At 38.3% G+C, this 25,189-nt stretch carries 24 protein-coding genes; 21 read left to right on the plus strand and 3 right to left on the minus strand.

The window, feature by feature from the left end:
- From V7150_RS15220 to V7150_RS15250, 7 genes are all read left to right on the plus strand, one after another.
- Positions 1-1,254: sigma 54-interacting transcriptional regulator (locus tag V7150_RS15220; protein ID WP_335519840.1), on the plus strand; the 1,254-nt coding region annotated here is incomplete at its 5' end.
- Positions 1,255-1,435: 181 nt separating this feature from the next.
- Positions 1,436-3,238, plus strand: coding sequence for a sigma 54-interacting transcriptional regulator (locus V7150_RS15225; protein WP_335519844.1), 1,803 nt, complete (start codon positions 1,436-1,438; stop codon positions 3,236-3,238).
- Positions 3,239-3,512: 274 nt separating this feature from the next.
- Positions 3,513-4,898: an aminotransferase family protein gene (locus V7150_RS15230; RefSeq protein WP_335519847.1), complete on the plus strand. Its 1,386-nt coding sequence runs from the start codon at positions 3,513-3,515 to the stop codon at positions 4,896-4,898.
- Positions 4,899-5,061: 163 nt separating this feature from the next.
- Positions 5,062-6,147 (plus strand): C45 family peptidase, encoded by a 1,086-nt coding sequence (locus tag V7150_RS15235; protein ID WP_335519850.1) that lies wholly within the window; start codon positions 5,062-5,064, stop codon positions 6,145-6,147.
- A gap of 17 nt (positions 6,148-6,164) precedes the next feature.
- The gene (locus tag V7150_RS15240) at positions 6,165-7,592 is read left to right on the plus strand and encodes an NAD-dependent succinate-semialdehyde dehydrogenase (protein ID WP_335519854.1); all 1,428 of its coding nucleotides are present in this window, start codon (positions 6,165-6,167) and stop codon (positions 7,590-7,592) included.
- Between the two features lie 32 nt (positions 7,593-7,624).
- Positions 7,625-8,290, plus strand: a complete 666-nt coding sequence (locus tag V7150_RS15245) for a GNAT family N-acetyltransferase (RefSeq protein WP_335519857.1) — start codon at positions 7,625-7,627, stop codon at positions 8,288-8,290.
- A 116-nt stretch (positions 8,291-8,406) separates the two neighbouring features.
- The gene (locus V7150_RS15250) at positions 8,407-9,717 is read left to right on the plus strand and encodes an APC family permease (protein ID WP_420490299.1); all 1,311 of its coding nucleotides are present in this window, start codon (positions 8,407-8,409) and stop codon (positions 9,715-9,717) included.
- Between the two features lie 166 nt (positions 9,718-9,883).
- Here the strand turns inward: V7150_RS15250 and V7150_RS15255 are convergent, their stop codons facing one another.
- The 3 genes from V7150_RS15255 to V7150_RS15265 form a co-directional block, all read right to left on the minus strand.
- Positions 9,884-10,681: a response regulator transcription factor gene (locus V7150_RS15255; protein WP_335519864.1), complete on the minus strand. Its 798-nt coding sequence runs from the start codon at positions 10,679-10,681 to the stop codon at positions 9,884-9,886.
- A gap of 2 nt (positions 10,682-10,683) precedes the next feature.
- Entirely contained in the window at positions 10,684-11,877 is a 1,194-nt protein-coding gene (locus V7150_RS15260; RefSeq protein WP_335519867.1) for a sensor histidine kinase, read from the minus strand.
- Between the two features lie 234 nt (positions 11,878-12,111).
- Positions 12,112-13,236 (minus strand): 1-propanol dehydrogenase PduQ, encoded by a 1,125-nt coding sequence (locus V7150_RS15265; protein ID WP_335519870.1) that lies wholly within the window; start codon positions 13,234-13,236, stop codon positions 12,112-12,114.
- Between the two features lie 397 nt (positions 13,237-13,633).
- Here V7150_RS15265 and V7150_RS15270 point away from each other — a divergent pair, with 397 nt between their 5' ends.
- The 14 genes from V7150_RS15270 to V7150_RS15335 all read left to right on the plus strand — a co-directional run bounded on the left by V7150_RS15270 (position 13,634) and on the right by V7150_RS15335 (position 25,176).
- Positions 13,634-14,548 (plus strand): choline kinase family protein, encoded by a 915-nt coding sequence (locus V7150_RS15270; protein ID WP_335519874.1) that lies wholly within the window; start codon positions 13,634-13,636, stop codon positions 14,546-14,548.
- Between the two features lie 412 nt (positions 14,549-14,960).
- Positions 14,961-16,079, plus strand: a complete 1,119-nt coding sequence (locus V7150_RS15275; RefSeq protein ID WP_335519877.1) for an EamA family transporter — start codon at positions 14,961-14,963, stop codon at positions 16,077-16,079.
- A gap of 16 nt (positions 16,080-16,095) precedes the next feature.
- Positions 16,096-16,362, plus strand: a complete 267-nt coding sequence (locus tag V7150_RS15280; protein WP_335519879.1) for a hypothetical protein — start codon at positions 16,096-16,098, stop codon at positions 16,360-16,362.
- A 64-nt stretch (positions 16,363-16,426) separates the two neighbouring features.
- The gene (locus V7150_RS15285) at positions 16,427-16,723 is read left to right on the plus strand and encodes a BMC domain-containing protein (RefSeq protein WP_335519882.1); all 297 of its coding nucleotides are present in this window, start codon (positions 16,427-16,429) and stop codon (positions 16,721-16,723) included.
- A gap of 23 nt (positions 16,724-16,746) precedes the next feature.
- The gene (locus tag V7150_RS15290) at positions 16,747-17,049 is read left to right on the plus strand and encodes a BMC domain-containing protein (protein WP_335519885.1); all 303 of its coding nucleotides are present in this window, start codon (positions 16,747-16,749) and stop codon (positions 17,047-17,049) included.
- A gap of 31 nt (positions 17,050-17,080) precedes the next feature.
- The gene (locus V7150_RS15295; RefSeq protein WP_335519888.1) at positions 17,081-18,568 is read left to right on the plus strand and encodes an aldehyde dehydrogenase family protein; all 1,488 of its coding nucleotides are present in this window, start codon (positions 17,081-17,083) and stop codon (positions 18,566-18,568) included.
- Between the two features lie 87 nt (positions 18,569-18,655).
- Complete coding sequence (cutC, locus tag V7150_RS15300; RefSeq protein ID WP_335519891.1) at positions 18,656-21,196, plus strand: choline trimethylamine-lyase; 2,541 nt, start codon at positions 18,656-18,658, stop codon at positions 21,194-21,196.
- A 106-nt stretch (positions 21,197-21,302) separates the two neighbouring features.
- Positions 21,303-22,256, plus strand: coding sequence for a choline TMA-lyase-activating enzyme (cutD, locus tag V7150_RS15305; protein WP_335519895.1), 954 nt, complete (start codon positions 21,303-21,305; stop codon positions 22,254-22,256).
- Positions 22,257-22,297: 41 nt separating this feature from the next.
- Positions 22,298-22,651 carry a BMC domain-containing protein gene (locus V7150_RS15310; protein ID WP_335519898.1) on the plus strand — a complete coding sequence of 118 codons (354 nt, stop codon included), beginning with the start codon at positions 22,298-22,300 and terminating at the stop codon, positions 22,649-22,651.
- Complete coding sequence (locus V7150_RS15315) at positions 22,648-23,082, plus strand: EutP/PduV family microcompartment system protein (RefSeq protein WP_335519900.1); 435 nt, start codon at positions 22,648-22,650, stop codon at positions 23,080-23,082. The genes V7150_RS15310 and V7150_RS15315 overlap by 4 nt, the downstream gene beginning before the upstream one ends.
- A 16-nt stretch (positions 23,083-23,098) precedes the next feature.
- Positions 23,099-23,773 carry a cobalamin adenosyltransferase gene (locus tag V7150_RS15320; protein WP_335519903.1) on the plus strand — a complete coding sequence of 225 codons (675 nt, stop codon included), beginning with the start codon at positions 23,099-23,101 and terminating at the stop codon, positions 23,771-23,773.
- Complete coding sequence (gene eutJ / locus V7150_RS15325; RefSeq protein ID WP_335519906.1) at positions 23,755-24,600, plus strand: ethanolamine utilization protein EutJ; 846 nt, start codon at positions 23,755-23,757, stop codon at positions 24,598-24,600. Before V7150_RS15320 ends, eutJ begins: the two co-directional genes overlap by 19 nt.
- A gap of 13 nt (positions 24,601-24,613) precedes the next feature.
- A complete protein-coding gene (locus V7150_RS15330; protein WP_335519908.1) occupies positions 24,614-24,916 on the plus strand; it encodes a BMC domain-containing protein in 303 nt (100 codons plus the stop codon).
- A complete protein-coding gene (locus tag V7150_RS15335) occupies positions 24,913-25,176 on the plus strand; it encodes a EutN/CcmL family microcompartment protein (RefSeq protein WP_335519911.1) in 264 nt (87 codons plus the stop codon). The genes V7150_RS15330 and V7150_RS15335 overlap by 4 nt, the downstream gene beginning before the upstream one ends.
- Positions 25,177-25,189: the final 13 nt, after the last annotated feature.

The following is a 25,189-nucleotide window of genomic DNA, read 5'->3' on the forward strand; positions in this document are numbered from 1 at the left end:
AGTGAATTATTTGGTTATGTCGGTGGAGCATTTAGTGGTGCAAACAAAAATGGTGCTCCCGGAAAATTTGAACTAGCAAATGAGGGGATTATTTTCCTCGATGAAATTGCAGAATTGCCACTGAACTTGCAGGTAAAGTTACTTCGAATTTTACAGGAAAAAGAAGTCACCCCTTTAGGTAGTTCAAAACGGATTCATATTGATGTCCAAATTATAGCTGCAACGAATCAATCATTAGAAAAAATGGTCATAGATGGACGATTCAGAGAAGACTTATATTATCGTTTAAATGTAGTACCAATTGAAATCCCTTCGTTACGGGAAAGAGTAGAAGAGATCCCGTACTTAATCTATCACTTCATAGCAAAGTATAATACTTTATATAATAGAGACATCAATATTTTACCAGATGCTATTGATTTATTGTGTATTTACGATTGGCCGGGAAATGTTCGGCAGTTAGAGAATACGATTGAAAGAATAGTTGTGACCAGTAGAGAATTGAACGTAGACTCAAGCTTAGTTTACAAATACATTCCGTGGAAAAAGGATGTTATCAAGGAACCTCCTATTATTGATCACATTATGCCGCTACAAGAAGCAGTTGATATGATTGAAGAACAATTAATTAAAATGGCTATAGATAAATATAAATCGGTTAAACTTGCAGCAAAAGTACTTGATATTAGTCAACCTACAATGAGTAGAAAATATAAAAAAATTCGTGAGAAAATTCAACACGAAACTCTCTCTCCTTCAAATAAAAGAAACATACTGGAGCAACATCTAAATAAACAATTACGATCAATGGCTATTGTTACATCCGCTGTCATTCATCCAGAAGAAATCTCTGAATTAGTAAATTATCGTGTTTCACTATCCAACCCAACTTTTAACAAGGTTCAGAAAAAATTAACGAAAATACGAGAACAAGAAGGAATCATTGAGTGGGTCTACATTTTTAAAGCTTTAGATAATAATAAAATGCTGACTATTGTTGCCGATGAAGATTTTGTGATTCCAGCTGGAAATTTATATGAAGGTCCTCCTGAAATGATGGAAGTAGCATTTGAGGCAATGAATGGAAAAGCAGGAGTAACCCCTTTATATAAAGATATTTACGGAGAATGGAAAACGAGTTTTGCTCCCTTAATGGATCATAACGGAAAAGTTTTGGCCATTATTGGGCTTGATCATAGTAGATCTTATATCGAAACAGAGTTAAAGAAAATAGAGAATATGTTAAAAGTGTAGAAGCAAATAATGCTAGTGTTGTATAGAGAAAAGAAAAGGCTTGGAGAAACTCCGAGCCTTTTCTGACATGGTGAATTAGTACGCTATCAGACAAAATTCGACTGACATAATGTTCTATAATGAGAATTGTATAGAAATAACCATGGTGCATCATCTAATTTTTTTAGTAAGGAGAGATATAGTGACTCAGTTATCAGAAATACAGGTCATTGCTCAGCAAGTAGCAGAGGCAATTTCTGCGGCATTAAAAATTGAGACGGAAATCGTTGATGAGACAATGACGGTTGTTGCTGGAACAGGGAAATTGAAAAGCAGAATTAATACAAAAGAAGAGGGGGGCGAGAAAGAAGCAGGATTTTTATACGGGAGAGTCCTGACCAACAATCGGGAATATGTTATAGAAAACGCACGAATGGATCTCACCTATGACCCTTCTGTTTTACAGGGTGAAACAGAAGAGATTGCAGAGATTTGTTGTCCGATTCGATTCGAAGGGAGAGCAATCGGGGTAATCGGATTAATTGCACTTAATCAAGAGCAGCATTTGAATTTAATTGAACAACAGGATCAAATGTTGAAATTTCTATATCGTATGGCTGAATTGCTAGCTTCAAAGATTTCAGAAATGGCGATGATGAAACAATGGAAAGTTATGACGGAGAAATTACAAACCATCATTGAATCGATTCATGAAGGAATTATCGCAATCGATGAGCGTGGAATACTAACACACTGTAATCACACAGCTGAATTACTATTAAAGAGTTCAAAAGACAATCTAATTGGACAACCTCTAGAAAACATTTTACCAGGGACACCCATGTTGAATGTATTGAAGACAGGGACAGGATATGTCGAAAAAGAAGAGATGTACCCTTTAAATAACGACCAAATGCATTTTATCGTAACAGCCAAACCAATTAAATTAATGGATAAGGTCAGTGGCGTCGTCTCCTCCTTTCGAGGTATTTCCGATGCAAGGAGGTTGGTTTACTCACTAACAAACCATCATGATTTTTTCTTCCTATCAGAAATAAAGGGGGAAAGTGATCGCTTAAAAATAGTAAAGGAACAGGCACGACATGTTGCAAATAGTGATTCGAATATTTTAATAACTGGTGAAAGCGGTACGGGAAAAGGATTATTCGCTCGAGCCATTCACTTTTCAAGCAATCGTAAGTCTGGTCCATTTATTTCTGTCAATTGTGGGGCAATTCCTGAATCGTTGCTAGAAAGTGAGTTGTTCGGTTATACGAAAGGGGCGTTTACCGGTGCAAATCGGAATGGGAAAATAGGTAAATTTGAAATGGCAGATAACGGTACCATCTTGCTGGATGAGATTGGAGATATGCCATTACATCTTCAAGTGAAGTTATTACATGTGATTCAAAATAAAGAAATCGAACGAGTCGGAAGTGTAAGTCCTATTCCTGTCAATATCAGAGTGATTGCTGCGACGAACAAAAATCTAGAGGAAATGGTAGCTGAACGAACCTTTCGCTCTGATTTGTTTTTTCGCTTAAATGTTATTCCGCTTCAAATTCCTCCTCTCAGAGAACGAAAATCAGACATTCCAATCTTAATGGAACACTTCTTGAAAGAACATATGCAAAAGCTGGGTAAAATGATCCATTCTTTTTCACCTGAGGTTGTAGACATTTTTAAAAATTATCATTGGCCAGGTAATGTGCGTGAACTGGAAAATGCAGTTGAATATGCAGTTAATATGGCGAATGAGAAAGAAATTCATCCAGAAAACATTCCTAGACGCATGATTCAAACTGAAAGGAAAAATATGGGGTCATCAACATTAAAAGAACGACTTCTTTATCATGAAGGCGAAATTATAAGAGAGATGTTAACTCGGTATGGCAGTACAGTTGAAGATAAAAAACGAATTGCTGCTGAATTAAATATTAGTTTGGCAACGCTTTATAGAAAAATAGAAGAAAATAGGTTTCTCAATTTTGAGAAAAATTTCTGAAAATTGAGAACTTTATACAAGCAAACTTCTAATAACACTATTGGGAAGTAACAGTACTGAAAAAGACATTATTTTCTCATTTTTGAGAAATGACAAGCAGGAGTTTTTGATACAAACAGTATTATAGCGCATTTTTCAATTTGGCATGGTAATTGCATTAATAGTAAGTGAAAGAGATCAGAAGAACGGTGATCCTCATTCCTCATTAATGTTGACAATCATGAATCCATGGATATTAGAGGCATTTAAAAAATATTAAAAGGTGGTAATACGCATGGAAGTTAAAACTGTGTCAAACCAAATTGAGATTGATCATTTAGTGGAATTAGATCGAAAACATTTTTTGCATCCTACAACCATGCCGAAGGCTCATGCAGAACAAGGTCCAAAAATTATTTTTTCAGAAGGAAAAGGAATCTACGTTAAAGATGTATATGGTGATACATATATTGACGGGGTATCAATGCTATGGAATGTGAATTTAGGACATGGCCAACAAGAATTGGCCGAAGCAGCAAAAAATCAAATGGCAAAATTGGCGTTCAACTCAAATTTTATCAGCTATTCCAATGAACCTGCTATTCGTCTAGCAGAGAAGTTAGTTTCCATTGCACCAGGAGATTTACATTCTGTCTTTTATACCTCGGGCGGATCAGAATCGAATGATACAGCCATAAAATTATCGAGGTTTTACTGGCAAATAAAGGGTAAGCCCGAGAAGCGGAAAATAATAGCCTTAGAGAATGGATATCACGGCGTAACAATTGCTGCCCAAACAGCAACAGCAATTCCAAATTTCCATACATTTGCTAATTCGGCGATATCAGAGGTTTTTCATGCGAAGCCACACCTGACAAACTGTGAAATGGGAGACAAGAATGACCCGAATTATAACGGATGTATCAGGGATATTGTTGAACGTGAAGGGGCCGATACCGTTGCTGCAATCATTCTAGAACCTGTGCAGGGGTCAGGTGGAGTACATATTCCGCCTAATGGGTATATTCAAGCAGTTCGAGATCTTTGTGATGAATTTGGGATCCTTTTCCTTGCGGATGAAGTTATTTGCGGGTTTGGCCGGACAGGTAAGATGTTTGGCGTTGATAATTGGGACATTGTTCCGGATTTATTGTGCTTTGCTAAAGGGGTATCAAGCGGCTATTCCCAATTAGGCGGTGTTCTTCTTCGCGAGGAAATTCATCAAACGATTACTCAATATGAAGGACTATTAAGCCATGGTTTCACATATAGCGGGCATGCGACATCGTGTGCAGTAGCCTTAAAAACGATTGAAATTATCGAAAAAGAAAATCTTGTAGAGCATACCAAAAATATGGAACTAGAATTGAAAAAAGGATTCGAATTTTTAAAGAAAAATCACAAGATTGTGACCAAAGATCGAGCTATTGGCCTTCTATCTGCTTTTGAATTGTATGAAGATCCAGATTCAGATAAGCCGTTTGATATATCGGTCCAGGCAGCATCGAAGGTGGGAGAGGAGTGCTTTAAACGCAAGCTTCTTATTCGGCCAATCCGGGTCGCAGAAGGGAAGAATATCATTGCTGTTGCACCTCCGCTTGTTATTCAAAAAGAAGAAGTGGAAGAGATTATTAATATACTAGACGTTTCACTCACGACTTTTACAAAAAAATGGTGCTAAGTTTCGGCTGAAAAATACAATCCAAAGTTGAGTGGGAAACGGAAAATTAGACAGATAAATTGCCAAAATAGATGGGGAAATTCCTCAAAGTGATGGGTAAAGAAAAAAATAAGTAACCTCAAACCGTGCCAAGCTATCAAATGCTTAGAAAGTGTGGTTAGCGATGATAAAAAAGTTGATTCTTCAAGGTTCCGCTAAAGAAATTGGAAGGCAGCATGGATCGCAGGCGAGTGAACAAGTAATGCAAAGCTTAGAAACATATGAAAAACTTTTTTATGGATACAAAAAGTTAACATGGAAACAAGCTAGAGAGGTTGCATTACGACATGTAAATGCTATAGAGAAACTCGATCACCAGTTAATAGAGGAAATGGAAGGAGTGGCCGAAGGTGCAGGGGTTGATTTTGAAGATATCTTAGCCCTTAATGCCAGGAGTGAGATTGCATTGGCCGATTATCAGGACAGCAATTTTTCGGATGGCTGTACAGCAATCGCCATTACATCACCACTTATTGAAGATACCATTATCGGGCAAAACTGGGATTGGAAAGCACAGCAAAAAAACAGTCTATTATTATTGGAGATTCATAAATCATCAAAGCCCATTGTAAAAATGGTGACCGAAGGAGGGATGATTGGAAAAATTGGCTTTAATTCAAATGGGGTGGGTGTTTGTTTTAATGCCTTATTAACAAACAAAAGTAGTGACACTATACCCATTCACATTGGGCTGAGGGCAGTGTTGGATTCCTATTCTTTATCTGAAGCTATTTCTAAAATAAAGGGGGGAAATATTGCAGCTGCAGCCAGCTATTTAATTGGATACGATGACCAAAAAGGAAATGGAACAGCCGTTAATGTCGAGGTTTCCCCAGTTGGAATAGATTTGGTTGGAGAAAATGACGGGAGATTGGTTCACACGAATCATCTTCTCTCTCATTCTTTAAAAAAGAAGGGTTTAACCGACATGAATGAGTTTATATTCGAAGATTCTATGCTGCGAAAAAAACGTGCAGAGCAACTAATCAGCAGGAAAATAATGAACAAGGAACCTCTTAATATGGAGGCATTTAAAGAGTGGTTTTCCGACCAATTTAATGCACCAAATTCGATCAATCACTTTGAAAATGAGTTTGTGCCAGAGCATAGGCGTATGGAAACCGTATTCTCCATCATTATGAATCTATCGAAAAAGAAAATGCTGCTTTGCATTGGAAAGCCATCTGAGTCGTATTATGAAGAAGTTTAATAGCGGGAGGTAATGTGATGTTGTATATAAATGGGGAATGGAGACATTCCCTTTCTGGGAATACGCTCGAAATTTATAATCCTGCTACTGGTGAAAAAATTTCTGATGTAGCTTATTGTGGTAAAGAAGAAACTAGAGAAGCGATTGAAAAAGCGCACGTTGCATTTCAAACTTGGAAGCAAACAACTGGTCAGGAGAGGGGACAATTATTAAAGAAAGTTGCTGATTTAATCAGAGAAAATGGGGAAGAAATCGCACAAACCATCACGAAGGAGATGGGAAAACCCATTACAGAAGCAAGGCGCGAGATTATCAGTGGTTCCAATTATGTGGAGTGGTTTGCTGAAGAAGCAAAGAGGATTTATGGAGAAACCATTCCTGCTCCACAAATTGATAAACATTTAATGCTGGTTCAACAACCAATTGGGGTAGTAGGAGCGATTACACCGTGGAATTATCCATTATCAATGGTAACTAGAAAGATAGCACCGGCATTAGCGGCGGGCTGTACGGTGGTTCTAAAGCCTGCCCCGTCCACTCCATTAACGGCGATAAAAGTATTCGAATGCTTTCATAAAGCTGGCTTGCCTAAGGGAGTTGTCAATTTAGTTATCGGTCCTGCAGAAGAAATTGGTGCTGAATTAACGAGTAATCCGCTCGTTCGTAAAATTACCTTTACCGGGTCAACAAAGGTTGGGAAAAAACTGATACGAGATTCAGCGGACACAGTAAAAAAAATTTCAATGGAACTCGGAGGCCATGCGCCGTTTATCGTGTTTGAAGATGCAAATATGGATGCTGCTGTTGAAGGAGCAATCAGTACAAAATTTGTGAATAATGGCCAAACATGTATTTGTACAAATCGTATTTATGTGGCAGAGGAAATAGCAGAGGAATTTGGGGAAAAGGTTGCAGCGAAAGCTTTACAATTAATCGTCGGGAATGGCCTAAATGAAAGCACTCAAGTAGGCCCTCTTATAAATGAACAGGCTTTAAAAAAGGTCGAAAGTCATGTGATAGATGCTATTGAACATAATGGAGAAATTCTTTGTGGCGGGGAAAGGATGAAATTTTCAAATCTAAATGGTTGTTTTTATAAACCAACAGTCATTAATCATGCGAATGACAGGATGAAAATTGCAAAGGAAGAAACCTTTGGCCCAGTAGTACCCATTTTTACTTTCAAAAGTGAAGGAGAAGTGATTGAAAAAGCAAATAATACAAACTATGGGCTTGCAGCGTATTGCTATACAAGTGATTTAGGGAGAGGGTTACGAATGATGCGTGAACTAGACTATGGAATTGTTGGCATAAATGACCCGGCCCCAATTGTTACTCAATCTCCTTTTGGAGGTCTCAAGGAAAGCGGAATTGGAAAAGAAGGAGGAAAACAAGGTATTCAAGAGTATCTTGAAAAGAAGTTTGTTTCGATCCTTATTGAATAGTTCTTCTACAAAGTGAGTGAGGAGGATATGTTATGAGTAATGAAAATAGAAATTTAGAGTTTAAGGAGGAGCAGATAGTAAACAAGACAGATTTAATCATACGTAATAGTCGCCCGGAGGACGCAGAACGAATAGCTGAACTTGCACGAAAATGTTTTGATCCTCCTGAAATAGCTTTTACAAAAGAAAATTTTTTAAGTCAAATTGAACATTTTCCGAAAGGACAATTTTGTGTTGAATTTAATGGTGAAATCATCGGTTCATGCTCAAGTGTAATCGTGAATATTGAAGAATATCCTAAGTATCATACGTTGGCTGAGATATCAGACAATGGTAATATCAGGAACCACAACCCTAATGGAAAAAACCTATACGGAATAGATGTAATTGTACATCCAAAATTTCGAGGATTGAAAATTGGTAAGAGTTTTTATAATGCTCGAAGAAAATTATGTGAAAATCTCGGCTTACATTCTATTATGTTTGGCGGAAGAATTCCAAACTATCATAAATATGCTGACAAAATGACATCCGATGATTATGTGGGAAAAGTAATGCAGAATAAAATATTTGATCCTGTATTAACATTTCAATTAAAAAATGGATTTCTATATAAATATATCTTACCTAATTATATTTCTACGGACCATGAATCCATGTATTTTGCGACTTTTATGGAATGGGTAAATAGAAATTAATTAAAGACTTCCGTTTTTCAAGTAAGGTTGTTAACAAAAAAATGAAATCGCTTTCATCGACAATTAAAGGAGAGATGGTAAGGTTGGAGAATGTTACTCTTAAACGGTCACTTGGAATGTGGGCAATCGTTGGACTAGGATTAGGTTATATGACCCCTACTGTTGTCTTTGATACCTTTGGAATTGTGTCTAAAGAAACGAATGGTTTAGTTCCACTTGCGTACATTACTGCTTTGATTGTTATGGCGTTAACAGCAATAAGTTACGGGAAGATGGTCAAGGTATTCCCTAGCGCAGGGTCGGCTTATACCTATACTAGAGAGACCATGAACCCACATCTCGGATTTCTAGTCGGCTGGACAGCTTTACTGGATTATTTATTGCTGCCGATGGTGAATGCACTGATTATCCGTATTTATATGGTTGCCCTATTCCCTGAAGTCCCTGCTTGGGTATGGGTAGTGGTGTATGTGGCCATCGTCACAGCCTTTAATGTTTGGAGTATGCGGAATACATCCAATTTGAATGCGATACTCGTTATATTCGGAACGGTCTTAATTGGGGCCTTTGTTGTCCTTGCCATTATTAAGCTCACGCAAGGTATGGGACAGGGAACGGTTTTTACCATGGAACCACTATTCCATTCCAATTTCCAGCTTGGTCATATTTTAACAGGGGCAACAGTGGTCTGCTTTTCCTTTATTGGGTTTGATGCAGTTACCATGTATGCCGAAGAAGCCAGTAACGAAAAAACTTTACCTAGAGCAATTATGTTGACAGTCCTTCTTGGCGGGGCTATCTTTTTCATTGGTGCTTATTTCTCACAAGCTTTATTTCCGGATAATTCGAAATTCACTGTTGTTGACGACCCATTACCTGAAATCGGCTACTATATAGGCGGTACATTATTCAAACTGCTATTTGTAGCCGGGGGGTTTGCTGCTACTGCCGCTTCAGGCCTTGCCTCACATGCCAGCGTTTCAAGACTCTTGTACGTTATGGGGCGAAACGGTGTACTGCCTAGAAAGTTATTCGGCTATGTTCATCCAAAATTCCGGACGCCTGTCTTTAATGTCATCTTAGTAGGACTAGTTTCTCTCCTTGCCATTTCTCCCAGCTTAGAATTAATCTCCGCTGTCATCAACTTTGGAGCGTTAACTGCTTTTACATTTGTGAATTTATCAGTAATCGCCTATTTCATTTTCCGGCAAAAAAGATATAAAACGAAAAAAGATATTTTCTCCTATCTAATTATGCCAATCTTAGGAGCTGGTTCGACAGGGATCCTGTGGTATAACCTTCATGCTGATGCACTGATCGGAGGAATTGTATGGGTAGGAATTGGATGTTTCTATATGCTATTCCAAACTAAATTACTTAGACGAAATATTACTGTCTTGGATTATGAAGCAGAGCAAAAAATATAAGGTAACGGGAGGAACTCATTATTTGGTTCCTCTTTTTTTCACTACTCAAATCTTCCTAATGTTAACCTTACATAAAAGAAAACTGCAAACCTTCTAATAAAAGAGATTTGCAGTCAGTGTCGGTAACAATAAACAAAATGTTGGAGGTGGGGAAAGCTATTTAATATTAACAGCCAACATTAATTTTACCAGTTGAATCACTCTGTTTTAAGGCATGAACATATTTTCTATACGCTTGGGGAGTCATGTTCATTTTTGCACAAAATACTCTGTTAAAATATGAAGGGTCTGAGAAGCCGCATTCATATGAAATCCGGTAAGCTTGATAATTGGTTATTTCCAACAATCTGCAGGCATATTCCATTCTCAGTTGATTAATATAATCAGTAAAAGCGACACCCTTCTCCTTTTTAAAAACATGGCTAAAGTATTTGGGATTCACAAACACCTTTGATGCAACCATTTCCAAAGTCAATTTTTCCCTGAAATGCTCTTTAATATATTTTATGGATTCTTCGATAAAGTAATGTCGATCTTCCGTTGTTTCTAGGCTCAATTCCATCGGCTTTTCCTCAACTAGTACTGTATCGTTTGATAACGTTTTCAACATTTTGTTAAATATTTCTTTGAACAAAATAGGTTTAACGGGCTTTAAAAGATATTCGAAAACTTTAAGACTAATCGCTTTTTGTGCATATGAAAACTCTGAGTAGGCAGTCAAAATCGTAATACATGAGTTAGGCAAAAATTTTCTGATTTCCTCAATGGCAGTCAGCCCGTCTATTTCGGTAATCATCAAATCCATTAAAATGATATTGGGCCGATACTGTTTTGCAAGTTGAATAGCCTGAGCTCCGCTCTCACAAGTTAACAGCTTATCGTCCGGATGAAGCTCATCTCGCACAAGCAATGTAAGGAACTCACGTTCAATTATTTCATCTTCGACAATCAAGACAACGTTCATCGCTAGCACCTTCCTATCGGTTGAGTGGGAATTTTAATGGTAACCGTACTTCCGCTGTAGTCAGATTTTACGATTTCCAATCCGTAACATTCCCCATAATATCTTTTTAAACGTTGGTTAGTACTCCGAAACCCTAGACCTGTATTATTTTCATCATTTTGTATCTTAGCTAATACTTCCTTTGGAAAACCATTCCCATTATCTGCAATCGAAATAATAATTACCTTATTAGCTTCTTCTGCGTAAATACTAATTTTGCCTCCGTCACGCTTTGGAGTAATGCCGTGAATAAGTGCATTTTCAACAATAGGTTGAATCACCATGTTAGGGATTCTATAGGACTTAATTTTTTCTGGGACATCAATGTTATATTCCAAACGGTTTTTAAATCGTGCCTTTTGTATGTATAGATATTTCTCAATGTTATCTATTTCAGAAGCAATGGTATGCAGCTTATCTTCCTGCTTTAAATTGTATCGTAACAAATCAGACAGGCAGTAGATCAGTTCCTCGGTTGTGTGGGAATGCTCAAAATATGCAATGCGAGCAATGCAATTCAATGTATTGAACAAGAAATGCGGATTGATGACCAGCGACATGTTCTTCGCTTCTAAATCGATAATCTTTTTTTCAAGCATTTCCTTTTCAATCGACAACCTTGCTACATCGGAATTAGCATGACTAACACTTTCCGACAAGTCAATCGAAATATTCTTAGCAATGTGGCTGCATAATTGTTCATGTATTTTAATTTTATTAGGTTCGACAGTTTTCAGTGAGGAGATTGATTTAGCAATAAACTCTAATTCTGTGTTTTTCTCATTTTTAAGTGACTGAATATCAATCATATATTTTTGATATTCGGTATCTTGTGAATATACCTGCATACCTGCTATATATCCTAGAGTCTCATCCTGCACCTTAATAGGCAAAAGGATGTTTTCGAGACCATATCTGCAAACAAAGCTGCCCTCATCGCCTGATTTAAACCGGCAACTGTAGTCGGGGCATACCTGGTCTCCACGTTCTCGGCATATATGGGTGCAAAAATCGGGTGAGGGGATTAACTCTAGCAAAATCTGTCCATTAGTATCTACCAAAAACAAGGAAATATCTGATAAGGATAAAATTCCGCTATAGCGGGCATATATATTAGAAGCTATTAATTTATTTAGAGAATTATCGGTTGTCTTCATTATAGTTCACCTCCCGGCTAGCAGTTAATATTAAGAATAAGTAAGGGCTAGTAAGAACCATCCTTTCATATTATAGCAAAAGAAAAGTAGCATTTTTAAAGCTTATTGTGAAGATTCCATCTCATTTTTGAGCTTAGCCATTGCTAATTTAGAGCAAAAATAAACCTCCCTATTGAAAAATCAATTGGGAGGTTATGAATTAACTTACTTTTTCAAAAAAAATATTATACTTAATCAATAACACTTTTGATAAATTCGTATCAAATCTTCCTTTGAAGGCTGCTTTGGGTTAGTTGGGGTACACCGATCTTGCACAGCGGTTTCACTCATTTGTTCTAGTGCTTTTTCAAACTCGATTTGATCCACACCAAGGGCCCTTATATTCTCTTCGACTCCTAGTGCTTTTATCAGTTTCTTTATAGCCAACATGAAATTAACGGTTCCTTCACGACGTGTCCTGGCTGGAAGATCCAGAATCTTTGCCAGTTTTGAGTATCTCTCGGCAGCATAACTGCTGGCACTTCCACTTAGCTCGGCATTATATTCGATAACCGCAAGAAGCAAAAGCGCATTCGAGCGACCGTGTGAAATGTGGAATGTCCCCCCTAAAGCATGTGCAAGGCTATGATTGATGCCAAGACCCGCATTTGTAAAGGCCATTCCTGCTATACAGGAAGCATTTAGGACTCGATCCCTTGCTTGGTCATTCTTTGTGTCCTTGTAAAGCGACTCAAGGTTTTCAAATATAAGTTTAATTGCTTTTTCTGCTAGAGCATCGGTAAAGTCGGTTGCTTTTGTTGAAACATAGGCCTCAATGGCATGAACCAAAACATCTATCCCTGTATCTGCTGCCACACGTTGAGGAACATGTTGAATACAGGTAGAGTCAAGTATCGCTATATCTGGTGAAATCAATTCATCAATAATGACTACTTTTTCACCTTCGGAGGTAATCACAGAAAAGTCGGTTACTTCTGAGCCTGTTCCACTAGTAGAGGGGATTGCGATAAAGAGTGGTTTTTTTATTTCTAATCCTTCTATGCTTTCAAACTTTCGCATGAAATAAAGGATGCCTTTAGCTGTATCAATGGCAGAGCCTCCGCCAATTGCAACGAGAACATCTGCACCACTATTTCTGTAAAGCTTCAGCCCATCTGCAATTAAACCTACATCCGGATCAGGGCGCACCCCTGTAAAAACAGTTGAGCTAATTCCCGCTTCATTTAGGTGATCAACCACCTCTTGAAGATATCCCAGAGATTCCATGATAGAGTCCGACACAATAAATGCTCTATTTCCGCTAATCTTCCTTAAAGACTTTAGGGATTGATTGTTAAAATAGACCTTGGTTTTAAGCAAAAATGTTTCTTCTATGATAGTTCCCTCCTATTGTACTTACTCTTTTTTTAGATTTATTGCATTTCCACTGTTGGTTATCTTTACTAAGATGATTAATAATGCTCATATGATAGCATATTATATGATTAATATCTTGAAGATTCGCTATAAGGATATAGCATTATCTATCCTATTGAAATTAGACATTGCACATAATCTTTTTTCTTGAACAATCGTTATATTGACGGTTAACAAGGGCTGTAAAGACATGGAAACATTGCATTGAATCTGGTAAATAATATTGCTATAATTTGAATGTTTAAATCAGCTTTTTGACGGTTCGAACTGTTTCGTCGATCCGTTGTTTGTATTCTCTTAATTAATAAATAGACTTTAATGTGCATTGGTGGGATTAGTTATGAAAATGGAAGAAATAGTTCAAGAAAAGCTTCGTCTCTTATTTAATGATGACAGCATTATATTCGATAAATCACGTTTTGCAGGCGGGCTCACCAATTACAACTACATTATGAACATTAAGGGAACTGAATATGTAATTCGGCAGCCGGGTGGAATGACCAATCAGATCATCGACCGAAAAATTGAAAAGGTTAACAATAAGCTCGCCTCAGAGCTTGGCTTGAATTCTGAGGTTGTTTATTTTGATGAAATTAGCGGAATTAAAATTAGTGCATACATTAAAAATAGTAAAAACGTGGCACTTGCTGACCCATGCAGTCAGGCAAACTTGAGAGCTGTATCAAGTTTGATGAAAAAAATTCACTCAAGCCCAGTTCGTTTTCCTAATTCCTTTGATTGGCACAAGGAATTACAAAAGTATGAAGAGATAGTGAGAGAGCTTAACGGCGATTTTTTCTTTGACTATGCTGACTTAAAAAATAAGCTGCTAGAATTTGCTCATAAAAATATTACTTATACAAATTCTTGTCCTTGTCATAATGATACAGTGCCTGAAAACTTCTTGGTTAACGACAATGGCAGAGCTTTTCTGATAGACTGGGAATACTCAGGAATGAACGATCCAAGCTGGGATGTGGCTGCGTATATTCTTGAATCAAAACTGACTGAGGAATCCATTGAATATCTTCTTTTGGAATACTATGGCCGAATACCGGCTACTGTAGAAGTATTAAAGATAAAATCATTTATTTTAGCACAAGATTTGCTTTGGACGGTATGGGCACTGATTAGACATTATAATGGTGACGATTTCCTCGACTACTGTGTCTATAGATATGAACGCTTTCGAAAAAATGTCAGGGCACTCACTTTTTCATCAGATTGTTCAATTGCCGATATGGTAAAAGTCTAGATAACTAATTTAATATTTTTTAATGACTAGATAAACGCTTTGAGAAATCAAGGCGTTTTTTTTGTCCTGGAATAGAAAATATCGAGTTAAATGCTTCTAATAAATCCTATAAATCCAATTGAAAATATAAGTAAGGTAGCAGTAATGGAAAAAAAGTAACGATTGTACAATAACAGCAAAAAACTGAAGGATTTTCTACAGTAAATTAATCCTGTAATGCCATAATAAAATTCCTTGTTCAGTTATGATTAAGCTGTTCTAGAAAATTGAAATGCCAAAAATAATGTTTTACCAAGTAAAGATAAATTATTAAGGTAATCAAGATCGGATAAAGCTCAGCAAGAAATTACCTTTATAAGTTTATATTTATTGTAAATATTTTAAAAAATTTAATAGAAAGGGAGTTGTGTCTATGAAAGAAGTGACAGGAGCAGCTAATGCTGCTGCAGTTACAGCAAAGAATAAGTTAGCATCACAATTTTTTAAAAAGGGTATCTTAATCGCTTTATTTTCAGGTCTAATGTATGGATTCTACTCTGCATTCCTGACATTAGGTATGTCGAAGGGGGTTTGGGCTGACTGGTATGGTGCCAACACAGCTGCTTTATCCGCCTTTGTTATTACTTATTTACTCGGTGCGCTTGGAAGCGCTGTCAATGATACATGCAGCGCGGGATGGGCATTGTTGAATATTGGTATAAAAAGTAAAATGAGAGATTTCTTTAGAACGCTTAATACCAAACCAGGTCGTGTGATGATTTTAGCAGCACTTGTAGGAGGTCCTATTTCAAGTACAGCTTATGTGGTTGGTCTCCAAATGGCTGGTTCTATTGTTATTCCTATTACAGCTCTTTGTCCGGCAATTGGTGCAATTTTAGGAAGAATTTTATTTAAGCAGCAATTAACCAAACGGATGATGCTGGGGATAGCGATTTGTGTAACTGCAAGTTTTATGATTGGCAGCACAAGTATTAGCGGTGATGCACCAGAAGGTATGTTTTTAGGTATTTGTATTGCCTTTATTGCAGCTCTTGGCTGGGGCTTTGAAGGCTGTGTAGCTGGTTACGGTACATCCATGATTGACTATGAGATCGGCATTACGATTCGTCAAAGCATCTCAGGCCTTTCAAATCTTATTATTCTCCTTCCCATTTTTGGAATGTTGTCAGGCGATGTTTCAATTTCAACTGACCTTGCAATTCAGGCATTTACAAGTGGTCCTGCCATGATTTGGATTGCTATAGCTGGTTTTTGTGCCTTTATTTCATATATGAGCTGGTATAGGGGGAACAGTATGTGTGGTGCCGCTCTAGGTATGGCTTGTAATGGTACCTACTCTTTCTGGGGACCATTCTGCTGCTGGATCGTACTTGGAGTTTTCGCCGGTATGAAGGGTTGGGCATTACCTCCTATCGTTTGGATTGCAGCTGTATTGATGGTTTTTGGTATCTTGGTTATTGCAATGAATCCACTGGATTTATTCAGAAAAAAAGGCAATCAAGAGCCAATGGATCAAAAGAAAGTAGGCTAATAAAGGAGGGGCATTTATGAAACCGCTTAACTACGCTATTCTAAAACACTTCACAAAAGTGGATGAGGCATGTGCAGAAGAAGTCATAGAGTCCTTAAGAGGAGAATATGGCAAATTTAAAGCGCTTAATAAAAAAGCTGTCATTTCAGCGTTAATGACAGCAGAAGCGAACGGACTTCTTGAAGAAACAAGATTCGAATTAGACCAAGCTGGTGAATTAAGAATTTACTATCATGCACACGAAGAAGGCGCAGATACCATTAATAAATACATAAAAGACTAATCTGAGGATTTTATTAAATACTATGAGTTCAAAAATAAATGTTATTTCCAGCAGGGGGGATAAGATGAGGTATCGAGGAGATGAGGCTTTAGGTCTTGTTGAAACAGTTGGTATGGTCCCGGCGATAGAGGCAGCAGATAAAATGTTAAAGGCAGCAAATGTGGAGCTAGTATCATACGAAAACGTAGGATCCACTTTAGTTACGATTATGGTAAAGGGGGATGTTGCCGCTGTAAGAGCATCAGTTGAAGCAGGCGCTGAAGCTGCTGCCGCAATCGGTAAATTAACAGCACATAATGTTATGCCGCGCCCAATTAAAAGTGTCGGTGACATTGTTTCTATATATGACATTGATAAATAAAAAAAGTTAAAGGACTAACTAATATGAGTAATTATGAAGCGTTAGGCTTAATAGAAACATTTGGTATAGTGTATGTCTTAGAGGCAGCAGATGCCATGTGCAAAGCAGCAGATGTCGAGTTAGTTGGTTTTGAGAACGTAGCTTCAGGATATATTTCTGTGTTAGTTCGCGGTGATGTTGGGGCTTGTAGAACAGCTGTAAGCACAGGCGTAAAAGCTGTAGAAGATATGGGTTCTCAGGTTTACAGTTCTGTTGTAATCGCAAGACCGCATGCCGATATTGAAAAAATTATTGCGCGTTATTCAATCGAAAACTTGCTTGGTTAATGTGCGGTTGGAATGAAAAGGAGAGTTAGAAATGAATATTATTGATAATGATTTGCTCTCCATCCAAGAAGCTCGAATTCTTGTGGAAAATGCACGCGAAGCACAAAAAAAGCTAGCAGCCTTTCCGCAGAAAAAACTGGATGAGATTGTTGAACGCATGGTAGAAGAGATAGACAAGCATGCACGTGAACTTGCCATGATGTCCAGTGATGAAACGGATTATGGAAAATGGCAGGATAAATATGTTAAGAACAAGTTCATTAATAGATACCTGATTAACAGATTAAGAGGAATGACTTATGTAGGGATTATAACCGATGATGTACAAAGCAAGACAATGGATATCGGTGTCCCAATCGGTGTCATTATTGCTCTATGTCCTGCGACCAGCCCAGTTTCTACTACTATTTATAAGGCATTAATAGCAATAAAGTCCGGCAATGCGATCATCTTTTCACCACATCCTAGAGCGAAAAATACAATGGGTAAGACACTAGACATTTTGATCCGCGCTGCTGAGGGATATGGGTTACCAGAAGGAGCCCTTTCCTACTTGCATAAGGTTACGCCTAGTGGAACATCTCAATTAATGAATCATGCCGCCACCTCCTTGATTATGAATACAGGTGTTCCTAGTATGCTAAAAGCAACACAAATGTCAGGAAAGCCTGTAATTTATGGGGGAAATGGCAATGGCCCTGCTTTTATTGAACGTACAGCTGACATCAAACAGGCGGTACAGGATATTATTGCAAGTAAAACATTTGATTACGGAGTTGTATCTGCAGCGGAACAAGCTGTTGTAGTAGATCGATGTATAGCCACAGAAGTAAAGAGAGAGTTTCAGAATAATGGAGCTTATTTTATGACAGAAGAGGAATCACAAAAACTAGGGTCTCTCTTTTTCCGGTCGGACGGAAGGGCGAATACAGAAATGGTTGGTAAATCGGCACAGCAATTGGCTAAGCAAGCTGGTTTTAATGTGCCAGATAGTGTGCTGGTCCTGATATCAGAGCAAAAATACGTTTCCGATTCTAATCCATATTCGAAAGAAAAGCTTTGTCCTGTTTTGGCCTATTACATAGAAGACGATTGGATGAATGCTTGTGAAAAGTGTATTGAATTGTTAATTAGTGAGCGGAACGGTCATACTCTTGTCATTCATTCAACTGATGAAGCAGTAATTCGCCAGTTTGCCTTAAAAAAACCCGTAGGCAGAGTACTTGTTAATACCCCAGCAACTTTTGGAAGTATGGGTGCGACAACGAATCTATTCCCTGCAATGACTCTTGGCAGTGGATCTGCAGGTGTAGGGATTACTACCGATAATGTTTCACCAATGAATCTAATCTATATCCGCAAGGTTGGATACGGTGTCCGAAAGACAGAAGAGATTAGAAATGGAGTGTTATCAGAGGAAGCGCTTTCGGTTGACGAAGCGGCACAGTCTACTGCATATAAGGTAGAAGACATTGAACTGCTGAAGTCTATTTTGAAAAATGCTATCGAAGGACATTGATAGTTATATAGATTCGGCTAAAGCCATGTAAGTTATATCAATTCTCATATAAGTATCTAAAAATAAACTGAATGAGAGGTAAGAAATTTGGATATTCGTGATTTTTCAAAAAAATTAGCAGAAGCAACCAAAACCATGTCTCCTGAGGAACGAGCAGGGTTAATTAAGTTATTTGAAGGCGTTACAACCAATATGGCAAAAGAAGACGAAAGCGATTTTACGAAAGAATTTAGTCATCATGACGGGGTTCCAGAGGGAATGACTGAACGCCAAAAGAGGTTAAAAGAAAACTATATGAAGCACGTTCCTTCAATTACAACCCATCGTGCTAGAGCGATAACAAAGATCGCGAAGGAAAATCCCGGCATGCCTAAGATTATGTTACGGGCTAAATGTTTCCGTTATTGCTGTGAGACAGCACCATTGGTCATTCAGGATGATGAGCTAATTGTTGGAGCACCAAACGGAGCCCCTCGCGCTGGAGCGTTTTCCCCGGATATTGCTTGGAGATGGATGGTTGACGAAATCGATACAATTGGAACTCGTTCTCAGGACCCATTTTATATCTCTGAAGAAGATAAAAGGATTATGCGTGAAGACCTGTTCCCATTCTGGGAAGGTAAGTCAGTTGATGAATATTGTGAAGATCAATACCGGGAAGCTGGTCTCTGGACACTTTCTGGCGAATCCTTTGTTTCTGATTGTTCGTACCATGCCTTAAATGGCGGCGGTGACTCCAATCCGGGCTATGATGTCATCCTGATGAAAAAAGGCATGTTGGATATTCAACAAGAGGCAAAGGATCATTTGGAAAAACTGGATTATCAAAATCCAGAAGACATTGAAAAGATCTATTTCTATAAATCTATTATTGATACAACAGAAGGCGTAATGATTTATGCCAAGCGTTTATCTGAATACGCAGCAGAATTAGCTGCAAAGGAAAAGAATCCAAAACGTAAGGCAGAATTAGAAAAGATTTCCGAGGTGAATGCTTGGGTGCCTGCCCATAAGCCGCGTACTTTTTGGGAAGCGATTCAATCCGTTTGGACGATTGAATCACTGCTAGTGGTGGAAGAGAATCAGACAGGTATGTCAATCGGTCGTGTGGACCAGTATATGTATCCATTCTATAAGGCAGACAAAGAATCAGGCAGAATGACTGACTTTGAAGCATTTGAATTGGCTGGTTGTATGCTGATTAAAATGTCGGAAATGATGTGGATTACAAGTGAAGGTGGTTCTAAGTTTTTTGCAGGGTATCAGCCATTTGTCAATATGTGTGTTGGCGGTGTGACACGGGACGGCCGCGATGCAACCAATGACCTCACCTACCTACTTATGGATGCGGTTCGTCATGTTAAGATTTATCAGCCGTCATTGGCCACTCGGATCCATAACAAATCACCGCAGAAATATTTGAAAAAAATAGTGGATGTTATTCGCTCTGGTATGGGATTCCCTGCATGTCATTTTGATGATGCACATATAAAGATGATGCTGTCAAAAGGTGTTTCGATCGAAGATGCACGAGACTATTGCTTAATGGGCTGTGTTGAACCTCAAAAGTCTGGTCGTCTTTATCAGTGGACTTCTACTGCTTATACCCAATGGCCTATCTGCATAGAATTGGTTCTAAACCATGGTGTTCCGCTTTGGTTTGGTAAGCAAGTCACTCCAGACATGGGAGATTTGAGCCAATATAAAACTTATGAGGATTTTGAAAACGCTGTTAATGAGCAAATTAAATATATTACAAAGTGGTCAAGCGTAGCTACCGTTATCTCTCAGCGGATTCACAGAGAAATGGCTCCCAAGCCTCTCATGTCTATCATGTACGAGGGCTGCATGGAAAGCGGTAAAGATGTTTCTGCAGGCGGGGCTATGTACAACTTTGGCCCAGGTGTTATCTGGTCTGGTTTAGCTACCTATGCAGACTCAATGGCTGCAATCAAGAAATTAGTATTTGACGAGAAGAAGTATACCCTAGAACAGCTTAATGAAGCATTAAAGGCTGACTTTAGTGGCTATGAACAGATTAGAACTGACTGCCTGAATGCTCCTAAGTATGGTAACGATGATGATTATGCTGATTTAATTGCTTCAGATGTGATTAATTTTACAGAGAGGGATCACCGTAAATACAAGACACTTTATTCTGTTTTAAGTCATGGCACATTGTCCATTTCGAACAACACTCCGTTTGGACAATTAACAGGAGCATCTGCAAATGGTCGTCGGGCCTGGTTACCATTGTCTGATGGTATCAGCCCGTCTCAAGGGGCTGATGTAAAAGGCCCGACCGCTATTATCAAGTCTATTTCAAAGATGGCTGTTGATAGTATGAACATTGGTATGGTTCATAACTTTAAGCTTATGGCTGGCCTGCTCGATACGCCTGAAGGGGAAGAAGGTATTATTACCCTTTTACGTACTGCTTCTGTACTAGGCAATGGAGAGATGCAGTTCAATTATCTTGATAATAAAACATTGATCGAAGCACAGAAACATCCTGAGCAGTATCGTGATTTAATTGTTCGGGTAGCAGGTTACAGTGCATTCTTTGTTGAGCTATGTAAGGACGTTCAAGACGAAATTATCAGCAGAACGATGCTGACAAAAATATAAGTCTCAATTTAAATCAACTATCTGCTGCATGTAATAAGCTGTGCTTTAGGACAAGCAGCAGAATCATTAAAATTATTACGCTGAATCACACAGGAGATTGAACAGTATGGGCAATCCAAAAGAAGGAATAATCGAGAGAAAAGCATTTATTTCCAACATACAGAAATATAATATGTTCGATGGACCGGGTGTAAGAACAATTGTGTTTTTTAAAGGATGCCCATTACGTTGTAAGTGGTGTGCAAATCCTGAAGGACTCGAACGAAAATATCAAGTAATGTTTAAAAGAAGCGCATGTACAGATTGTGGTTCCTGTGTTTCTGTCTGCCCGGTTGGTATCCACAGTATTTTAAAAGAAACCTCAAAACATGAAGTATCGCGTAACATTGATTGTACTGGCTGCCGTAAGTGTTCTGATATTTGTCCGGAGTCGGCATTATCAATTGTTGGTGGTATGAAAACTATTTCTGAGCTTTTTGAGATAGTGGAAGAGGATAGATTGTTTTATGAAATGTCTGGCGGCGGCATTACGTTAGGCGGCGGCGAAGTATTAATGCAGCCTGAGGCTGCAGCGAATCTGCTGATGGTTTGTAAGCAAGAGGGGATTAATACGGCAATTGAAACAAGCGGCTATGCAAAACTAGAATCTGTTCTCAGAGTTGGGGAGTTTGTGGATTTGTTTCTTTATGATATCAAACACATTAATTCGGAGCGTCACTTTGAACTAACAGGAGTTCGTAATGAATTGATATTAAACAACCTAAAGGAGCTTCTTACCCGCAGATATAACGTGAAGATTAGGATGCCTTTATTAAAAGGAATCAATGATAGCCAGGAGGCAATTGAAGGAGTTATTCAGTTTTTACTGCCATTCCGTGACTATAAAAACTTTAAAGGAATTGATTTACTGCCGTACCATAAGTTCGGTGTAAATAAGTACAACCAGTTAGGAAAAGAATATCCGCTGACAGGGGATCCAAGCTTGAATAGTGAGGAAATGAAAAGGATTGAGAATTGGTTTAAGGAATATGACTTCCCAGTTATGGTTATCAATCACTGACATTAAGTTTAGAAAAGAAAATAGATTGAAAGGTAATTATTATGGGAGCATTTAATGAAAAAGCGATAGAGCGTATCATACAAGAATCGGTACCTGGAAAACAAGTTACGATTGCACATGTGATTGCTTCACCAATGCCGGATATCTATGAACGGTTAGGAATAGACGAAAAAGGAGCAATTGGGATTCTAACCTTAACACCATACGAAACCTCCATTATTGCTGCTGATATTGCGACAAAGACGGCAGATGTAGAAATTGGATTTCTTGATCGTTTTACAGGATCGGTAGTGATTAGCGGTGATGTCCAAAGTGTCGTAACCGCACTGGAAGCAGTAAATGAAACATTAAATAAAATGCTGGGTTTTGTGACAACCCCAATTACACGAACATGAGAAAGAAACGAATCATGGTGATTGGGCCAACAAATTGTGGAAAGACCACTCTGGTCAATGCATTAAATGATGATGACAGACCGATAAGAAAGACACAAAACATTATTTACGGAAAAAACACCATCGATGTTCCAGGTTCTTATATAGAAAACACCTGGATGTACAAATATTTAATTTCAGCAGTACAGGATGCATCACATGTATTGATTCTAGTGGATCAATCAAACTGCAAGGATGTGTATTCACCTGGTTTTGCCAAGGTCTTTAGATGTCCTGTAATTGGAGTCATTACAAAAAGTGATTTAATGCCAGAAAATGAGGACCTATGTATCCGACAACTGAGGCTGATTGGAGTGGCAGATCCTTACTATAAAGTAAGTGTTCCAAGTGGTAAAGGCATAGATCCTTTAAAAGAGATTTTATTCGTATAGATAATGAGGGAGGAAAATGAAGTTTATTACCGAGGGTGATTTGCGGGATTTATATAAAAAAGAACCTTTTACTGCTTATAATTTGGAATCAGATGCAAGACTTACACCTGGAGCACGCCAGTTTCTTACCGATCGCGGGATTAACATGCTTAATGATGCTTTTGGTATAAGCACCATGAAAAAAAAGAAATCGGCTGAATTACCTGAGAGTAAGAATAATTGGAAAAAGTTGAGGCTCTACAGCATGCTGAAATCTATAGATGCTTTGTTTCTTCTAACTGTAGAAGAACTGTTGAGCAGAGATGTTTGTTTGGCACAAATTACGCTTAAACTAAATAGACAATTTTCTTGTATAAAAAATTCATTGAAGAACAATGGTACTGTCGAAAATTTATCTTGCAGTGAATGCACAGGGATAAATGAGAATAATTTTTCTGATACTCTAGAAGATTGTTTTGAAATAACAGATTTTCACATGCAGCTTGAAAAAGGTAGAGAAATACTCATTTTACATAGGCTTCGCAGCGCACTTCAGGAAGTAGAGCCGGTTTTGCGAGAACTCTGCTGCAGCAGTGAAGAAGAGAAAAAGCTGTTCGAAGAAATTGTTTACAAGGTTAATCAGATTATTAATAGCCTTTCTCAATTAATTTGTTCAGCGGTTGGAGGGGAAAAATGTCAAAGGAAAGGTTAACTTTTCAATACTGTGATCAACTTGTAAGGGATTTTGAAAAGGTAATAGAACATCCTATTGTGAGTAAATCTTCTATTTACTACACAGGAGTTGATTTAGGTACGGCATGTGTCGTTCTAGCCGTTTTGGATGAAAATTTACAGCCAGTGGCGGGTGCTTATCGTTATGCTGATGTTGTTCGTGATGGTATGGTAGTCGATTATATTGGTGCGGTTAATATTGTTAGAGATTTAAAGAAAGAGCTTGAGAAGAAATTGGGAGCTGAATTAATCTATGCAGCGGCTGCAATTCCTCCTGGAACAGATGCGTTGGATTCAGGTGCCGTAAAAAATGTTGTCCAGGCTGCCGGGTTTGAACTGACCTACTTACTTGATGAGCCCACTGCGGCAAATGAAGTCCTCAAAATGGAGAACGGAGCAGTAATAGATATAGGTGGAGGTACGACAGGTATTTCAATTCTGAAGGATGGAAAAGTTGTTTATGTTGTAGATGAGCCTACAGGTGGTACTCACTTTTCATTGGTGATTTCTGGTGCTTATAAAATACCTTTTGCAGAAGCAGAAAAATATAAGCGTGATGCCAGGAACCATAAAGAATTGCTGCCTGTATTAAGACCCGTGGTAGAAAAGATTTCTTCTATTATTCTCCAGCATATAAAGGGGTTTGACATTAAAGAAATATCTTTGGTCGGTGGAACCTGCTGCTTAGACGGTATCGAAGAAATAATCGAAAGGAAGACAGGTATATTCACTCATAAGCCGAAGAATCCAATGTTTGTCACCCCACTAGGAATAGCACTTAGCTGCAGGAATCAAGGCAAAGAATAGGCAGGGCGTAGATATGGAGTTTCGAATAATTAAATCCCCTTCAGAGGGTACGATCGATATCTTAATGCGGCGAATTGGAACAGGTATCACTAAAAAAATGGATTGTATTGATGCTGTTGGTCTGGTACAGGGCAGAATGATTGAAATGATTTTTGCAGCAGATATTGCTGAAAAGGCAGTGGGTGTCACGGTAGCGGATGTTAGAGGCAGTTGTCCTCAAAATATGATTTTAATTGCTATCTTTGGGGATACCTCATCTGTTGAAGCAGCAATGCATGAGATTAAACGCAAGTCGGAGGAAGGTATATTTAAATGATAACCGCAAAACTGATTGATACAGTATGGGCAACAAGAAAAGCAGACTCACTTAACGGATTAAAGTTTATGCTGGCAGAAGTGATCGGGGGCAGCAATGAGGGTCAGCGCCTGGTTGTTGTAGATATTATCAGTGCTGGTATCGGAGACAGGGTTATTGTCACCACTGGCTCATCGGCTCGCAAAATGCTTGGCGATGATGCTATTCCGGTTGACGCAGTTGTTGTCGGTATCATTGATGAAGATTGTAAGTTTAATTGATGTGGGTGATGGA

The sequence above is a fragment of the Neobacillus drentensis genome, from assembly GCF_036965245.1.
Lineage (GTDB): Bacteria > Bacillota > Bacilli > Bacillales > Cytobacillaceae > Neobacillus > Neobacillus drentensis_G.

What these genes read in the sequence shown, in the direction of transcription:
- V7150_RS15230 (WP_335519847.1), top strand. Translation starts at nt 3,513, where the DNA reads ATGGAAGTTAAAACTGTGTCAAACCAAATTGAGATTGATCATTTAGTG.
- V7150_RS15320 (WP_335519903.1), top strand. Translation starts at nt 23,099, where the DNA reads ATGAAGTTTATTACCGAGGGTGATTTGCGGGATTTATATAAAAAAGAA.
- V7150_RS15255 (WP_335519864.1), bottom strand. Translation starts at nt 10,681, where the DNA reads ATGAACGTTGTCTTGATTGTCGAAGATGAAATAATTGAACGTGAGTTC.
- V7150_RS15290 (WP_335519885.1), top strand. Translation starts at nt 16,747, where the DNA reads ATGAGTAATTATGAAGCGTTAGGCTTAATAGAAACATTTGGTATAGTG.
- V7150_RS15250 (WP_420490299.1), top strand. Translation starts at nt 8,407, where the DNA reads ATGTGGGCAATCGTTGGACTAGGATTAGGTTATATGACCCCTACTGTT.
- V7150_RS15335 (WP_335519911.1), top strand. Translation starts at nt 24,913, where the DNA reads ATGATAACCGCAAAACTGATTGATACAGTATGGGCAACAAGAAAAGCA.
- V7150_RS15240 (WP_335519854.1), top strand. Translation starts at nt 6,165, where the DNA reads ATGTTGTATATAAATGGGGAATGGAGACATTCCCTTTCTGGGAATACG.
- V7150_RS15260 (WP_335519867.1), bottom strand. Translation starts at nt 11,877, where the DNA reads ATGAAGACAACCGATAATTCTCTAAATAAATTAATAGCTTCTAATATA.
- V7150_RS15315 (WP_335519900.1), top strand. Translation starts at nt 22,648, where the DNA reads ATGAGAAAGAAACGAATCATGGTGATTGGGCCAACAAATTGTGGAAAG.
- V7150_RS15280 (WP_335519879.1), top strand. Translation starts at nt 16,096, where the DNA reads ATGAAACCGCTTAACTACGCTATTCTAAAACACTTCACAAAAGTGGAT.
- V7150_RS15285 (WP_335519882.1), top strand. Translation starts at nt 16,427, where the DNA reads ATGAGGTATCGAGGAGATGAGGCTTTAGGTCTTGTTGAAACAGTTGGT.
- V7150_RS15270 (WP_335519874.1), top strand. Translation starts at nt 13,634, where the DNA reads ATGAAAATGGAAGAAATAGTTCAAGAAAAGCTTCGTCTCTTATTTAAT.
- V7150_RS15295 (WP_335519888.1), top strand. Translation starts at nt 17,081, where the DNA reads ATGAATATTATTGATAATGATTTGCTCTCCATCCAAGAAGCTCGAATT.
- eutJ (WP_335519906.1), top strand. Translation starts at nt 23,755, where the DNA reads ATGTCAAAGGAAAGGTTAACTTTTCAATACTGTGATCAACTTGTAAGG.
- V7150_RS15330 (WP_335519908.1), top strand. Translation starts at nt 24,614, where the DNA reads ATGGAGTTTCGAATAATTAAATCCCCTTCAGAGGGTACGATCGATATC.
- V7150_RS15310 (WP_335519898.1), top strand. Translation starts at nt 22,298, where the DNA reads ATGGGAGCATTTAATGAAAAAGCGATAGAGCGTATCATACAAGAATCG.
- cutD (WP_335519895.1), top strand. Translation starts at nt 21,303, where the DNA reads ATGGGCAATCCAAAAGAAGGAATAATCGAGAGAAAAGCATTTATTTCC.
- V7150_RS15235 (WP_335519850.1), top strand. Translation starts at nt 5,062, where the DNA reads ATGATAAAAAAGTTGATTCTTCAAGGTTCCGCTAAAGAAATTGGAAGG.
- V7150_RS15275 (WP_335519877.1), top strand. Translation starts at nt 14,961, where the DNA reads ATGAAAGAAGTGACAGGAGCAGCTAATGCTGCTGCAGTTACAGCAAAG.
- V7150_RS15245 (WP_335519857.1), top strand. Translation starts at nt 7,625, where the DNA reads ATGAGTAATGAAAATAGAAATTTAGAGTTTAAGGAGGAGCAGATAGTA.